Source organism: Arthrobacter sp. TJ-240 (assembly GCF_058269195.1).
In genome coordinates, this window is the sequence record NZ_JBZCNG010000006.1 from 219,179 (window position 1) to 233,744 (window position 14,566).

The window sequence follows — 14,566 nt, forward strand, 5'->3', positions numbered from 1 at the left end:
CGTCGCACATCATCCGAGGGGGCGTGACTCCCGGCTCAGTACCGAGGAGCGGCCTCGGGGTGAGCTGCGAGGTCCTCCTCGGCCTGGCGGTGGATCCGCTTCTCCACGAAGAAGGACAGCAGCGGCACCACGCCGCCGAGCGCGATCAGGACGAAGCGGCCGAAGGGCCAGCGCATGAGCTGCCACAGCCGGAAGTCGGCGATGAGGTACACGACGTACAGCCAGCCGTGGACGATCAGCACCGCCCTCGAGAGGTTCACGCCTCCGGCGGTCTCGGCGACCACCTCGGGGAGGACCTGGAGGAACGCTCCCCCGCCGGCCACGATCTCGGAGTCGAACCCGTACTTCGCCACCATCTCCACGACGACGAGCAGCAGCATGACGCCGGTCGCGTAGGAGAGCACCTTGTAGAACGTGAGCGCGGACCGGATCTGCGCGTGCGTCCCGCCGAACCGCCGCTTCGGCTTCCCGCCCTTCGGTCGTGCGGCTCCGGCGGCGGGGTCGAGTACTGGCTCAGTCACGGTGGGCACCGCTTTCCTGGGTGGAAGTCTGGGTGGGCGTCGGGGTAGTCGGAGCATCTGCGGGAGGAGCATCTGCGGGAGGGGACGCGCCCGGCGAGGGGTCGGAGGCCTCCCGCAGGGCCTCCTCGGCGTCGGCCTCGTCCTCGAGGGTGCGGCGGTGGTCGTCGGCGACGAGGCGCCACCAGAGGAAGAACGCGAAGCCGGCGAAGACGACCCACTCGACGGCGTAGAAGATGTTCAGCCAGTTGATCGGGGTGTCCTGCGGCTGCGGGCCCACCACCACGGGTTCCAGGCCGGCGGTGAAAGGTACGGCCGCGCCGTCGACCGTCACATCGGAGGCCACGACGAACGCGGCGTAGGTGGTCGCGTCCCAGATGTTGGAGAGCTCGGCCGTGGACAGCGAGGGGACCTGCCCGTCGACGTTCCGCTGCACCTCGGGGGCCTCGGGCGGCAGGAGGCGGCCGACGACGACGGCTTCTCCTTCCTGCTCCGGGACCGCTGCCGCGTCCTCCGCGGTCGCCACCCAGCCGAGGACGACGGGGATGACGGCCTCCCCGGCGGATGCGGCCGGCTCCGGGGACGCGGCGACGGTGAACGCCTGCGCGACCCAGAGGCCCTCCTCGCCGTCGCGCAGGCGGTTCTCCACCAGCATCCGGGTGCCGGGCTCGAACGCGCCCTCGACCGACACCATCTGGTCGGCCCCCGACGCGTACAGCGGCGTGAGGGGTTCCAGCACGTCGGTGAGCGGACGGACGTTCTCCGTGGTGCTGGGCGCGGGCGGCGGTGTCTCCCGCGAGGAGCTGAACTGCCACTGGCTGAGGAGGACGAAGACCGCGGCGGCCGCCATCGCGAGGATCAGCGTGAGGATCCATCGAGGCTTGAGCGCGGTTTTCAACACCCTTCAACGGTACTTCGTGTCCGTGTAGAACAACGAATACCGGAGGGACCGGTCGGCGCCGCCCTTTCGGCCGAAAGAGTGATTGGCAGATCCCTATCACTATGCCCGGATGCCGTCTAGGATGGACCCTCGTGCGTTCCTTTCCCTACCCCCTGACCGGCTCGCCGGACCTGCGCTCCCCTGCGCGCTATCTGCTGTGGCTCGGCGGGCAGCAGAAGGCGACACTCGCGGCGGGGGTGCTCCTCGGCACCGTGTGGATGGCGTCGCAGGCGGTCATGCCCTTCGTGCTCGGGCGCGCCCTCGACGACGGCATCATCGGCGGCGACACGCGTGCCCTGCTCGGCTGGGCCGGTGCGCTGCTCGGCCTCATGGTGGTCCAGGCCGTCTCCGACACCGCGACGCACCGGGCCGGTGTGAGCAGCTGGATGCAGGCAGCGTTCCGTTCCGTGCGTCTGGTGGGGCACAAGATCAGCCGCACGGGCGACGCCCTCCCCGCCGCACTGTCCACGGGCGAGGTCGTGTCCACCGCGGCCTCCGATGCCTTCCGGCTGGGCGAGGTGTACGAGGTGCTCACGCGCCTCGCCGGAGCGGCGGCGGCCTGGCTCGTGGTCACGGTGTTCATCTGGCAGACCTCCCCTGTGCTCGGCGTCGTAGTGCTCGTCGGCGTCCCCGTGTGCTGCGGGCTCCTGCTCTTCGTGGTGCGGCCCATGCAGGCGCGGCAGCGCGAGCAGCGCGAGGCGTCCGGCCGGATGACCGCCGTGGGCGCGGACACCGTCGCGGGACTGCGCGTGCTGCGCGGCATCGGCGGCGAGCACATCTTCGTGGGCCGGTACCGGGACAAGTCGGCCGTGACGCGGGATTCGGGCATCCGGGTGGCCCGCTCCCTCGCGGACCTCGAGGCGTCCCAGGTGTTCATCGCCGGGTCCTTCAGCGTGGTCTTCACGTGGGTGGGCGCGTCGCTGGTCCTCGCGGGCGAGATCACGCCCGGGGAGCTCGTGGCCCTCTACGGTTTCTCGATCTTCCTCATGACGCCCATCCGCGCGGCCGCCGACTCGGTGGCCCGCTTCATCCGCGCCCACGTCGGTGCGCGGAAGATCATCGCGGTGCTGTCGGTCGAGGCCGCCGTCGCGGAGAGCACGACGCCGGTGCACGCCCCGCCGCCCGGTGCGGTCCTCGTCGACGAGCGGTCGGGCGTCGTCGTCGAGCCCGGGCTGATCACGGCCGTCGTCTCGCGGGAACCCGCCGAGTCCACGGACGCCGTGACGCGCCTCGGCCGGTTCGAGGACGCCGTGCTCGAGGAGGCCACGGTCCGCTGGGGTGCCGCGGACCTCCGGCACGTGCCGCTCGCGGACATCCGTGCGCGGATCGTGGTGAGCGAGGCCGCCCCGCAGCTCTTCAGCGGGTCCCTCCGCGCGCAGCTCGACCCGCAGGGCCGGCACGGCGACGAGGCCGTCCTCGCGGCGCTCGAGGCAGTGAGCGCCCTCGACATCCTCGACGGGCTCGAGGGCGGCCTCGACCACGAGGTCACCGAGCGAGGCCGGAGCTTCTCCGGCGGGCAGCGCCAGCGCCTGGTCCTGGCGCGCGCCTACCTGACCGAGGCCGAGAACCTGGTCCTGGTGGAGCCGACGAGCGCCGTGGACGCCCACACCGAGCAGCGCATCGCGGCCCGCCTCGGCGGCGCCCGACGGCGGGACGGCCGGACGACCGTCATCGTCACGGCGAGCCCGCTGCTGCTGCGGGTCGTGGACCGCGTGGTCTTCCTCGAGGACGGCCGGGTCAGCGCTCAGGGCAGCCACAAGGACCTCATGACCAGCAGCAGCACCTATCGGAACGTGGTGATCCGCAGTGAGTAGCACGGCCAAGCTCCCCGTCGCCGGACCGGCATCCGTCCGCGACGAGGCCTCACGCCTCATCCGCCACCACCGGCGTGCCCTGGGCGCGGTGATCGCCCTCTACGTGGGGTCAGCCGTCGCGGGCCTCGCCGGGCCGATCCTGCTCGGCATCCTCGTGGACGCCGTGTCCGCGGGCACGACGGCGTCGTTCGTGGCGACCGTGTCCCTCTGGATGCTCGGGTTCCTCGTGGTGCAGTCGGTGCTGCGCCGGTACGCCGTGCGCTCCGGCATGGTCTTCGGCGAGCGCGTGTTCGCCGAGCTGCGCGAGGACTTCATGGAGGACGTCACGGCGCTTCCGCTGTCCACCGTGGAGAAGGCGGGCACCGGTGACCTCGTCGCCCGGACCACGAACGACATCGACGCGGTGTCCCACACCGTGCGCTTCGGCGTGCCGCAGGTCGTCGTCTCCGTGGTGACCATCCTCCTGACGCTCGGCGCCGCGGTCGTCACCTCGCCCGTGCTGTCCCTCGCCCTCCTCGTGGGCCTGCCGCTGCTGTGGCCCGTGACGCGCTGGTACCTGCGGCGCAGCGCGGCCGGCTACATGCGCGAGCGCGAGACCTATGCCGTGGTGAACGGGACGCTCACGGAGTCGATCGAAGGCGCCCGGACCGTCGACGCCCTCGGTCTCGGCGCGCTGCGCCGCCAGGACCTCGACGCCGCCCTCGGCACGAGCTTCCGGGCGGAGCGGTACACGCTGTGGCTGCGCTCGGTCCTGTTCCCGGCCGCGGACATCGCCTTCTGGCTGCCCGCCGCCGCGGTGCTGCTGTGGGGAGGCTGGCTCGCGGGCCAGGGCGTCGTCACGCCCGGCGCCGTGGCCGCGGTGGCGCTGTTCGCCGTCCGGCTGATCGACCCCGTGGACCTGCTCATCATGTGGACCGACGAGATCCAGGTCGGGGCGGCGTCGCTCGCGCGCATCATCGGCATCAAGGACGTCGAGCCCGACCGCGAGGCGACGGCGGCGGAACCCGCCAACGAGGACATCGTGGTGTCCGCGGCGACCTACGCGTACCGGCCCGGCCACAACGTGCTGCACGGGGTGGACCTCACGCTCGTGCGCGGCGAACGGCTCGCCGTCGTCGGCCCGTCCGGTGCCGGCAAGTCCACCCTGGGCCGGTTGATCGCGGGGATCCACCCGCCCACCTCGGGGTCGGTCACGGTGGGCGGCGTACCCCTGGTCGACCGGCCGCTGGACGACCTGCGCCGCGAGGTGGCCCTCGTGACGCAGGAGCACCACGTCTTCGTGGGGTCGGTCTCGGACAACGTGCGGCTCGGTCGCGCGGACGCGGGTGACGTCGAGATCGAGGACGCGCTGCGCAGCGTCGGCGCCCTCGACTGGGTGAAGCAGCTCCCGGAGGGCATGGACACGGAGGTGGGCTCCGGCGCGCACGAGCTGACGCCCGCCCAGGCGCAGGAGCTGGCGCTGGCCCGGCTGATCCTCGCCGATCCGCACACCCTGGTCCTGGACGAGGCGACGTCGCTGATCGACCCGCAGGCTGCACGGGACCTCGAGCGGTCTCTCAACGCCGTCCTCGAGGGGCGCACCGTCATAGCCATCGCCCACCGGCTGCACACGGCTCACGACGCCGACCGCGTGGCCGTGGTGGAGGAGGGGCGGATCGCGGAGCTCGGCTCGCACGACGAGTTGCTGGCCCTGGACGGTGCGTACGCGTCGCTGTGGAACTCCTGGCGGAGCGAGTAGGGCCCGGACCGCGGGGCGCTAGTGGTCGAAGAACACCAGCGAGGAGTTGATCAGCTCGGCGATCACCTCGGCGTCGTGCGCCCTGCGCAGGGACTCGCGGAAGTTCTCCTTGAACAGGCTGCGGGCGATCGTGGCGAGGACTTCGAGGTGCTCCGAGAAGGACTGCGCGGGCGTGGCCATGAGGAGGACGAGCGTGGCCGGACCGTCCACGGCGCCGAAGTCGAGGCTGTGCCCGAAGCGCGTGACGCCGACGGCGATCGAGGTCTGGTTCACGTACTCGCTGCGGGCGTGCGGCAGGCCGACGCCGCCGGGCAGTCCGGTGGCCATCTGGTGTTCGCGCGAATTGACCTGGTCGAGGAAGGCCTGCAGATCCGAGATGCGCCCCGCGGCATACAGGCGCCCGGCCAGCTGGGCTGCGGCATCCTCCTTGGACGCCGCTTCCATCTCGAGGATCACCAGGTCGGGCGTGGTGAGTTCGGCGTCGTGCAGCTCGAGGGACAAGTCGCTCACAATGTGCCTTTCGATGTTCCCGCCGGCCATGGCCTTCCAGCTTAACCCCGGCCGCACCGGGCGCCGGCGTCCGCGTGTCCTCGGTCAGTCGGTGGAGACGTAGGGAGAGAGGACCACTTCCACCCGCTGGAACTCCTTGAGGTCCGAGTACCCGGTGGTGGCCATGGCCCGGCGGAGCGCGCCGATCAGGTTGGACGTGCCGTCGGTGTGGTGGGAGGGGCCCCAGAGCACCTCCTGCAGGGGGCCCACGGTGCCGATGTTGACCCTGTCGCCGCGCGGCAGTTCGTGGTGGTGCGCCTCCTGGCCCCAGTGCCAGCCCTTGCCGGGGGCCTCCTCGGCGCGGGCGAGCGCGGAGCCGAGCATGACGGCGTCGGCGCCCATCGCGATGGCCTTGACGATGTCGCCGCTGGCGCCCATGCCGCCGTCGGCGATGACGTGGACGTAGCGGCCGCCGGATTCGTCCATGTAGTCGCGGCGGGCTCCGGCCACGTCGGCGATGGCCGAGGCGAGCGGCGAGTGGATGCCGAGCGCGCGTCGCGTCGTCGTCGTCGCGCCGCCGCCGAAGCCGACCAGTACACCGGCCGCGCCCGTCCGCATGAGGTGGAGGGCCGGCGTGTAGCCTGCGGCGCCACCCACGATCACCGGGACGTCGAGCTCGTAGATGAACTTCTTCAGGTCCAGGGGCTGCTCGTTCTTCGACACGTGCTCCGCGGACACCGTGGTGCCGCGGATCACGAAGATGTCGACGCCGGCGGCGAGGACGGTCCTGTAGAACTGCTGCGTGCGCTGCGGCGTGAGGGAACCCGCGACGGTCACGCCGGCCTCGCGGATCTCGGCGAGGCGGCTCGTGATGAGCTCGGCGCGGATGGGCGCACTGTACAGCTCCTGCATCCGACGCGTGGCCGCCGGGCTGAAGGCCTCCGTGCTGAGACCGGCGATCTCGTCCAGGACCGGCTGCGGGTCCTCGTATCGGGTCCACAGCCCCTCGAGGTTGAGCACGCCGAGGCCACCGAGGCGGCCCATGGCGATGGCGGTGGCGGGCGACATGGCCGAATCCATGGGGGCGGCGACGACGGGCATCTCGAACTGATAGGCGTCGATCTGCCAGTTCACCGAGACGTCGAGCGGGTCCCGGGTGCGCCGGGAGGGCACCACCGCCACGTCGTCCAGCGAATATGCCCTGCGTCCGCGCTTGGCCCGGCCGATCTCGATCTCGTAAGTCACTGCTCTAGGTTAGCCCAGCGGGCGCCCACGACCCGGCGGCACCCCCGGTCCCTGCGTTCCGGCACACGCCCGCGGTGGCTACCGCTGGTCCACGCGGTCGAGGAACTTCCCGGTGCGTTCGCGCAGCTCGCTTGCCTGGCGCCGCACGACGACGGCCGGGTCCGGGTGGATCTCACTGGCGGGCGGTTCCCGGCGCACGTTCGCCGAGCAGACGAAGTCGGCGCAGATCAGCGTCCCGACGCTATTGCCGTCGCGTCCGGACTGGCCGGAGCGGCGGGCCACCCATAGGAGGACGTCCTCCTTGGAGTGCACGTCCCGGCAGAGTTCGCAGAGGACCGCCCGGTTCTTGCGCGCTCCTCCCTCGGGGGCCCGGAGGAGGATGCCGGTCGGACGCTGGGGGCCCGGGACCACGAGGTAGCCCCGGAGCGGCATCTTCTCGTCGCGCCAGCCGAGGAAGTCGAGGTTCTCCCAGTCCAGGATGTCGAGGTTCTTCGGCGGGGTGAGCTTCGCGGTCTCGGACCGGGTGGCGTTGATGAAGGAGGAGCGGATGTCCTTGATGGAAAGGGGTTGCATGGAGAAGCGCCTTAGCAGCTGGAGGGTCGAGGGGAATCGGGCTCTGCCGGCCGGGCCATGGGGACGCGGCGCCTCGCGGGTACGACGGACTGGCACGCCGAACGGGGTTCGGCGGTGCGTCAGGCCGGGAGGCTGCCTGCCATGGTCGGGGGTGCCGGCGAGGGCGCGGGCGCGCAGCAGGCCATGACGGCCACCCCGCTCTCCGCGGCAGACCGGGCCCTGAGGCTCCTCTGCATGCTCATCCGTCCCTGATTCCTGATCCTCGTGCTTCGTGCGGGGCTATCCTCGCAGGAAGAGCCGCCCCCTGCAAAGCGTCGTGCTCTGTGCCGCACTGTCCGCCACGCCACGGGATCCCGTTCGTGCGGACCGACCCCGGAAGGAGCGCATCGTGTCCGAACGCCCTCGTCCCGCGTCGGGCTCCGTCGCCGTCCGGCCGATGATCGCCTCGGACGTGCCCTTCCTCCCGGCCGTGGAGCGTGCCGCGGGTCTCGCCTTCCGCGAACTGGGGATGGCGGCGATCGCGGAGGATGAGCCGCCGCCGCAGTCCGTGCTGGCAGCTTCCTGCGCAGCGGGTCAGGGCTGGGTCGCCTCCGACGGCGTCGGACCCGTCGCCTACCTGCTGCTCGCCGTCGTCGACGGCGCCGCGCACATCGAGCAGGTGTCCGTGCACCCCGGGCACGCGCGGCAGGGTCTCGGGCGCAGGCTGATCGACGAGGCAGAGGCCTGGGCCCGCCTCCGTTCGATGCCGTCCCTGACCCTGACGACGTTCAGGGACGTGCCCTGGAACGCGCCGTACTACCGGCGCCTCGGCTTCGTGGACCTCGCGGAGGCCGATCTGGGGCCCGGGCTGGCCGCGGTGCGGCGCCACGAGGCGGAGGCAGGACTCGAGGCATGGCCGAGGGTGGTGATGCGGCGGGCCGTCCGCACGTGCCCCGTGCGATGACGGGGTGCGATGACCCGTGCCTCCCGTGCCTCCCGTGCCTCCCGTGCCCCGGCGGTCGGGCGGCGTCGGTGGGACACCTTAGGGTGAACTCCGGATAGAGGGACATCGAGGAAGGACGACGGAATGCCGTTCCGTAGCAAGAAGACGTTGGAGGCCTGGGTCGACGAGTTCCGGACCACCAGGGAAGGGGGCGCGCTCATCACCGTCCTCGTCCAGGACGGCGAGGGCGGAGCGGATACCGGTCTGGTGACCGTCCCGCTCAGGATCGGCAGCACCGGGATCTACATGCAACCGGTCTCCATCGGCGATGCGCGGTGGTCCGTCTCGTTCGGTGCCCGCGCGGACGAGTTCGAACTGACACCGGCAGAGCTGCACGGCCTCGCCGCGGAGCTCCTGGCCGCCGCATCCCTCTGCCAGTTCCTCCAGGAGAAGTCGGTGGGCTACGAGGAGGACCCGGACGGGGACTGGGACGACTGAACCCCCGCCGGACACCCGCCGGAACACGCGGACCCCCGGCGTCGGCACCCGCCGCGGCGGCCCGCCTCTGCAGGGGTCAGGCGTCCGGCAGCTGGCTCTCGAACATCCTGAAGTAGCGGCCCCGGAGCGCCACCAGCTCCCGGTGCGTCCCCGATTCGACCACGCGCCCGTCCTCGAGCATGTACACGACGTCGGCCTTCTCGATGGTGGCGAGCCGGTGGCTGATCGCGACGATGGTCCGCGAGCGGTCGGCGAAGAGACGCGTGAAGATGCGGTGCTCGGCGAGCGCGTCGATGGCCGACGTCGGCTCGTCCATCACGATGAAGGGCGCATCCCGATAGAAGTTGCGGGCCATCGCGAGCCGTTGCCACTGCCCGCCCGACAGTCCGCTGCCCTTCCGGCCGCGCGGGTCCTCCATCCAGTTGCTCACGTAGTTCTCGTAGCCGTTCGGCATCCTGGCGATGAAGTCCGCCGCGTCGGCGTCCTCGGCGGCCCGCCGCACCCGCTCGTCGTCGCGTGCGCGGTGGACATCGCCGAAGTAGATGTTGTTGGCGGCCGTCGCGAACTCGTAGCGCAGGAAGTCCTGGCTCATCACGGCGAGGTGCTGGTGCCAGTCGTCGATCCCGATCCCGCGCAGGTCGCGGCCGTCGAGCAGCACCGCTCCCCTGCTCGGCTGGTACAGACCGGCGAGGACCCGCACCAGCGTCGACTTCCCGGCACCGTTCTCGCCGACCACGGCCACGTGCGTGCCGCGTTCGAAGGACATCGAGATGCCCTTCAGCACCTCCTCCTCGCTGCCGGCGTACGTGAAGTGGATGTCGCGGAGCTCGACGACGGCGGGGGCCTCAGCCAGGCGCCCGGGGGCACCGGTGGACAGCGGGAAGTCCATGAACTGCTCGTAGTCCTTGAGGTTCGCCAGGTCTTCGTCGATGGAGCTCAGCGAGGACACGAGGCTGTTGGCGGTACTGAGCGCCCGGCTGACGATCTGCTGCACGTAGAGGAACTGGCCCACGGGCTGGGCCCGGGCGATGATCTGCCCCACGATCCACACCAGTGCCAGCAGCTCGGCGCCGTACTGCAGGGCGTCCGCGAGGAGCTGCTTGGGGATGTAGCGCTTCTGGAAGTCGAGGCGCCGCTTCTCGTCGGCGTCGCGCAGGGTGGAGCGCAGGTCCATGAGGTACCGGACGATCCCGTACAGGCGCATCTCGGCGATGTTCTGCGGCTTCATCAGGTTCGTCTCGATCATGCGCCGCTGCCGCCGCGAGTCCACCTGCGTGTTCCAGTGCGCCATCTGCTCCCGGGACAACCGGAACTGCAGGTAGACGCTGGGGATGATCGCGAGGAGGACGATCAGGGCGATCCACCAGCTGACCAGCAGCAGCGCGCCGATGGCGAGGACCACGGAGACCAGCTGCGTGAAGATCGCCGCGATCCGGTCGAGGACCCGCGCGTAGGAGTCGGAGAAACGGCGGGCCCTGTCGTAGAGGTCCACCGTCTCCTTGTCGTCGTACCGCCAGAACTCCAGCGCCAGGAACCGCTCGTACATGCGGTCCCCCACGATCGCGCCCACGCGGAAGCTCAGGACCTGCTGGATGTAGCGGTCCACGCTGGTGAAGGCGCCCCACAGCAACCCGAGGACGGCCGTGACGAGCACGTAGACGATCGCGGACCGCCCCGCGTCCGGGTCGCCCGCGTAGGCCGCGGCGAGCGCCGTCGTCGTCAGCGACGCGAAGTAGGTGGTGACGAGCGGCAGGGTCGCGGAGATCAGCGAGCCGGTGATCTTCATGGCGACGGCGCCGGGCGACGCCTTCGCGCTCACCACGAGCACCTGGCCGACGGCGCGGGCGTAGGGGCGGAGGCGGAGCGTGCGGCGTGCTGCAGCTTCGGGCTGCGGGAGTCCGCTCATACGGCAGCAGCCCCCGCCCACTGGGTCAGGGGCGGGGGCCGATACGCCGCGCGGGTGCTACTTGGAGCCGTAGTTGGGTGCCTCGACCGTCATCTGGATGTCGTGCGGGTGGGATTCCTTCAGGCCGGCGGCCGTGATGCGGACGAACTTGCCCTTGGCCTTGAGCTCGGGGATGGTGCGTGCCCCGGTGTAGAACATGGTCTGCCGCAGCCCGCCGACGAGCTGGTACGCCACGGAGGCGAGGGGGCCGCGGTAGGCCACACGGCCCTCGATGCCCTCGGGGATCAGCTTGTCGTCACCCGAGACGTCCGCCTGGAAGTAGCGGTCCTTGGAGTAGGAGGTGTTCTTGCCGCGGGTCTGCATGGCGCCCAGGGACCCCATGCCCCGGTAGGTCTTGAACTGCTTGCCGTTGACGAAGATGAGCTCTCCCGGCGCCTCCGCGGAACCGGCGAGGAGCGAACCGAGCATGACGGTGTCGGCGCCGGCGACGAGGGCCTTGCCGATGTCGCCGGAGTACTGCAGGCCGCCGTCGGCGATCACGGGGACGCCCGCGGGGATCGCGGCCTTCGCGGATTCGTAGATGGCTGTGACCTGGGGGACGCCCACGCCGGCGACGACGCGCGTGGTGCAGATGGAGCCGGGGCCCACCCCCACCTTGATGCCGTCCGCGCCGGCGTCGATCAGGGCCTGTGCGCCCTCGCGCGTGGCCGCCTGGCCGCCGATGATGTCGACGTGCGCCGCGGACTTCTCCGCCTTCAGGCGCGCGATCATCTCGAGGACGCCGGCGCTGTGCCCGTTGGCGGTGTCCACGAAGAGGGCGTCGACGCCGGCCTCGACGAGGGTCATGGCGCGCTCCCAGCCGTCCCCGAAGAAGCCGATGGCCGCGCCGACCCGCAGGCGGCCGTCGTCGTCCTTGGTGGAGAGCGGGTACTGCTCGGCCTTGATGAAGTCCTTGACGGTGATGAGGCCGCGGAGCACGTCCTCGTCGTCGACGAGCGGGAGCTTCTCGATCTTGTTGGCCGCGAGGAGGTTGATGGCGTCGTCGCCGCTGATGCCCACCTGCCCGGTGACGAGCGGCATCTTCGTCATGACGTCGCGGACCAGGGTGCGCGGGAACTCGCGCTCGAGCACGAAGCGCGTGTCGCGGTTCGTGACGATGCCGAGGAGACGTCCTGCCCCGTCGACGACGGGCAGGCCGGAGACGCGGTAGTGGCCGCAGAGCTCGTCGAGTTCCTGCAGCGTGGCATCGGGACCGATGGTCAGGGGGTTCGTGATCATGCCGGACTCGCTGCGCTTCACGCGGTCCACCTGGTCCGCCTGGTCCTGGATGGACAGGTTGCGGTGGATGACGCCGAGTCCGCCCTGGCGGGCCATGGCCACGGCCATGCGGGCCTCCGTCACGGTGTCCATGGCGGAGGAGAGCAGCGGGGTCCTGACGGTGATGCGCTTCGAGATGCGCGACGACGTGTCCGCCTCGGAGGGGATGACGTCGGTGTGGCCGGGGAGCAGGAGGACGTCGTCGTACGTCAGGCCGATGAATCCGAAGGGGTCGTGGGTCTCGTTCTGGCCGGACTGCTGGCTCACTGCTGCGCCTCTTTCGGGATGACCGGGTGGGGGTAGGGGCCTCGGCGCGGGCGGTACCCGCGGGCCCTGTCAGTCTAGAACGATTCGTGGGGGACCCCTATTCCGTGACCGTCCTCACCTCACCAGCCGAGCGCGGCCCTCAGTCGCTCGGAGAAGACAGGGACGGTGGTCTCGACGTAGGACTTGGTCAGGTGGTCCCGGTCCATGAAGACGCGGACGTTCCCCACGATCCCGTGGCAGGTGGCCTCCGCGCACACGAGATCGGTGAGGTCCAGGTACTCCAGCCCGGGTACGCGCGCGGCGACGGCGGCGAGGGGCGACGATGGCGGCAGCACCTGCGCCACGGGGACGTCGCATGCCGATGGTTCCGCAGCGTTGCGGGCCGTGCACTCGGCCATGTCCTCCTCGAACCGCGGGGTGTCTCGGAGGGCCACGACGGGGATGCCCGCGTCGAGCAGGGGCGCGATCGCGGCCTCGAAGCCCGCGGGCACCTCCTCCTCGGGCGAGCTCCAGGCCGTCCGCGAGCCGACCGTGAGTACGGCGTCGGGAGAGAGCCGCAGGGCGTAGTCCGCGACGGCCTCGTTGAAGGCCTGGCACTCCGGGGCAACCGTGCCGGGCGCGTCGACGAACCGGCAGTCGGGCCTGTGTACCGACACCGCGAGCCAGTCGTTCTCGGTCGCCATGGCTCCGAGGGCGGTCATCCACATCTGGGAGTGGGAGTCACCGAGCACCAGGACGGTCCGCTCCGCGGTCGCCTCGTCCCCCGTGCGGACGCACGAGGCCAGCTGCGGGTCGGCCGGCATCAGCGTCGCCGGGCAGGGGCCGTCGACCGCCGCCCATTCGTCACCGAGGCTGCTGGCGAGCGGCTTGACCAGGGCGTCGTCGGCGCCGTGGAACCGGAAGCCGGGGTCCATGGCGGCGGCGCCGGGATTGTCCTCGCGCGTCTGCCGCTCCACCGCCGCCTCCTGCGCCTGCACCCGGTACTCCCAGCCCGAGAGGGGCACCACGACGAGGGAGAGGGCTGCCGCCGCCACCAGCCCCGTGCGGCGCCGCCTCACCGACGGCCACCTCCACGAGCGCAGCGGGTCCTCGACGAGGCGCGTGGTGAGCACGGCGAGCAGGAGGGACACGGCGATGACGACGGCGCCGTCGGGCAGGCCGGCCGAGGGCTTGTCCGCGACGATGAGCCAGAGGACGAGGACGGGCCAGTGCCACAGGTACAGCGCGTAGGACGCCTCGCCGAGGCGCAGCAGGGGTGCGGCCGACAGCCACCGGTCGACGCCGGCCCGGCTGTCGGTGCGACCGGCGACGATCACGGCGGCCGCGGCGAGCGTCGGCCACAGGGCGACGTAGCCGGGGAACTGCTGCTGCACCTGCAGGAGGACGCCGCACGCGAGCATCATCGCCACGCCGACCCAGCCGAGGACTATGCGCACACGGGACGGCAGCACGAGGTACGGCAGCGCGAGCGCCACGAGCGAGCCGAGCGCGAACTCCCACAGCCGGGCGCGCGTGTCGAAGTAGGCGGCCGCCTGGTCCGTGCCGGTCTGCCAGATCGAGAACGCGAGCGAGACGGCGAGGACGGCGCCGAACAGGACGAGGAGCACGGGCCGCACCCGCAGGCGGGTGACGGCGACGACCACGCCGGCCAGCGCGAACAGCAGCGGCCAGAGCAGGAACACCTGCCCCTGGATGGACAGCGACCAGAAGTGCTGGAGAGGACTCGCGGCGCTGGAGTCCAGGGCGTAGTAGTCCACGGCGTTGCCGGCCAGCACCCAGTTCTGCCGGTACGTCAGCGACGCCCACGTCTGGTCCAGGACGGACCGCCAGCGTGAGCTCGGCACCAGGACGGCGGTCGCCGCGAGGACCGCCAGCAGCACGACGACGGCGGCCGGCAGCAGCCGCCGGAGCAGTCCCAGCCAGTAGGCGGTGAGCGCGAGCGGCTGCCCGGTCTCGAGGCGCCGGGTGAAGGTGACGGTGAGCAGGAACGCGGACACCAGCAGGAACACGTCCACGCCGCCCGAGACCCGCCCGAGCCACACGTGGTAGAGCACCACCATGCCCACGGCCAGTGCACGCAGGCCCTGCACCTCGGGCCGGAACCGGCGCTCGCCGGGGCCCGGCGCCGCTGCTGCGCCGGTGACCGGTGGGGCAGGGTGCAGGACGGGCATCAGGCTGATCCTCCTCGGGAGGCGGGTCGTCGCGGGCCAAAACCTCCAGTCTAGTGTCCTGTCGGCTCCGCCCGGGCATCGGGACGGGAACCGGGGAGAGCCACCGATCCGCCGGGGAACCCGCGGACCACGTACTCTTGGAGAAGCATGTTCCCGGGGATACCGGGG

Annotated in this window: 12 protein-coding genes; 4 read left to right on the forward strand and 8 right to left on the reverse strand. The window is 71.4% G+C overall.

Annotated features, from left to right (window positions below):
• Nucleotides 1-35: 35 nt before the first annotated feature.
• Nucleotides 36-521 (reverse strand): DUF3817 domain-containing protein, encoded by a 486-nt coding sequence (locus AC4D2C_RS15405; RefSeq protein ID WP_490907787.1) that lies wholly within the window; start codon nucleotides 519-521, stop codon nucleotides 36-38.
• Nucleotides 514-1,419: an SURF1 family protein gene (locus AC4D2C_RS15410; RefSeq protein WP_490915714.1), complete on the reverse strand. Its 906-nt coding sequence runs from the start codon at nucleotides 1,417-1,419 to the stop codon at nucleotides 514-516. Before AC4D2C_RS15410 ends, AC4D2C_RS15405 begins: the two co-directional genes overlap by 8 nt.
• A 131-nt stretch (nucleotides 1,420-1,550) precedes the next feature.
• Between AC4D2C_RS15410 and AC4D2C_RS15415 the strand changes: the two genes are divergently transcribed.
• A complete protein-coding gene (locus AC4D2C_RS15415; protein ID WP_490915715.1) occupies nucleotides 1,551-3,272 on the forward strand; it encodes an ABC transporter transmembrane domain-containing protein in 1,722 nt (573 codons plus the stop codon).
• Nucleotides 3,265-5,010 (forward strand): ABC transporter ATP-binding protein, encoded by a 1,746-nt coding sequence (locus AC4D2C_RS15420; protein WP_490915716.1) that lies wholly within the window; start codon nucleotides 3,265-3,267, stop codon nucleotides 5,008-5,010. Before AC4D2C_RS15415 ends, AC4D2C_RS15420 begins: the two co-directional genes overlap by 8 nt.
• A gap of 18 nt (nucleotides 5,011-5,028) precedes the next feature.
• Here the strand turns inward: AC4D2C_RS15420 and AC4D2C_RS15425 are convergent, their stop codons facing one another.
• The 3 genes from AC4D2C_RS15425 to AC4D2C_RS15435 form a co-directional block, all read right to left on the reverse strand.
• Nucleotides 5,029-5,520, reverse strand: a complete 492-nt coding sequence (locus AC4D2C_RS15425; protein ID WP_490915717.1) for a PTS sugar transporter subunit IIA — start codon at nucleotides 5,518-5,520, stop codon at nucleotides 5,029-5,031.
• 84 nt (nucleotides 5,521-5,604) lie between these two features.
• Entirely contained in the window at nucleotides 5,605-6,744 is a 1,140-nt protein-coding gene (locus AC4D2C_RS15430; RefSeq protein ID WP_490915718.1) for a GuaB3 family IMP dehydrogenase-related protein, read from the reverse strand.
• A 78-nt stretch (nucleotides 6,745-6,822) separates the two neighbouring features.
• Nucleotides 6,823-7,317 carry an FBP domain-containing protein gene (locus tag AC4D2C_RS15435; RefSeq protein WP_490915719.1) on the reverse strand — a complete coding sequence of 165 codons (495 nt, stop codon included), beginning with the start codon at nucleotides 7,315-7,317 and terminating at the stop codon, nucleotides 6,823-6,825.
• A gap of 388 nt (nucleotides 7,318-7,705) precedes the next feature.
• Between AC4D2C_RS15435 and AC4D2C_RS15440 the strand changes: the two genes are divergently transcribed.
• Complete coding sequence (locus AC4D2C_RS15440) at nucleotides 7,706-8,260, forward strand: GNAT family N-acetyltransferase (protein ID WP_490915720.1); 555 nt, start codon at nucleotides 7,706-7,708, stop codon at nucleotides 8,258-8,260.
• A gap of 123 nt (nucleotides 8,261-8,383) precedes the next feature.
• On the forward strand, nucleotides 8,384-8,737 hold the full coding sequence (locus AC4D2C_RS15445) for a hypothetical protein (protein ID WP_490907795.1): 354 nt from the start codon (nucleotides 8,384-8,386) through the stop codon (nucleotides 8,735-8,737).
• A gap of 76 nt (nucleotides 8,738-8,813) precedes the next feature.
• Here AC4D2C_RS15445 and AC4D2C_RS15450 read toward each other — a convergent pair whose 3' ends face one another.
• The 3 genes from AC4D2C_RS15450 to AC4D2C_RS15460 form a co-directional block, all read right to left on the reverse strand.
• Nucleotides 8,814-10,643 carry an ABC transporter ATP-binding protein gene (locus AC4D2C_RS15450; RefSeq protein ID WP_490915721.1) on the reverse strand — a complete coding sequence of 610 codons (1,830 nt, stop codon included), beginning with the start codon at nucleotides 10,641-10,643 and terminating at the stop codon, nucleotides 8,814-8,816.
• Between the two features lie 57 nt (nucleotides 10,644-10,700).
• Nucleotides 10,701-12,227, reverse strand: a complete 1,527-nt coding sequence (gene guaB / locus AC4D2C_RS15455) for an IMP dehydrogenase (protein ID WP_490915722.1) — start codon at nucleotides 12,225-12,227, stop codon at nucleotides 10,701-10,703.
• A gap of 119 nt (nucleotides 12,228-12,346) precedes the next feature.
• Nucleotides 12,347-14,398 carry an acyltransferase family protein gene (locus tag AC4D2C_RS15460; protein WP_490915723.1) on the reverse strand — a complete coding sequence of 684 codons (2,052 nt, stop codon included), beginning with the start codon at nucleotides 14,396-14,398 and terminating at the stop codon, nucleotides 12,347-12,349.
• Nucleotides 14,399-14,566 lie beyond the last annotated feature (168 nt).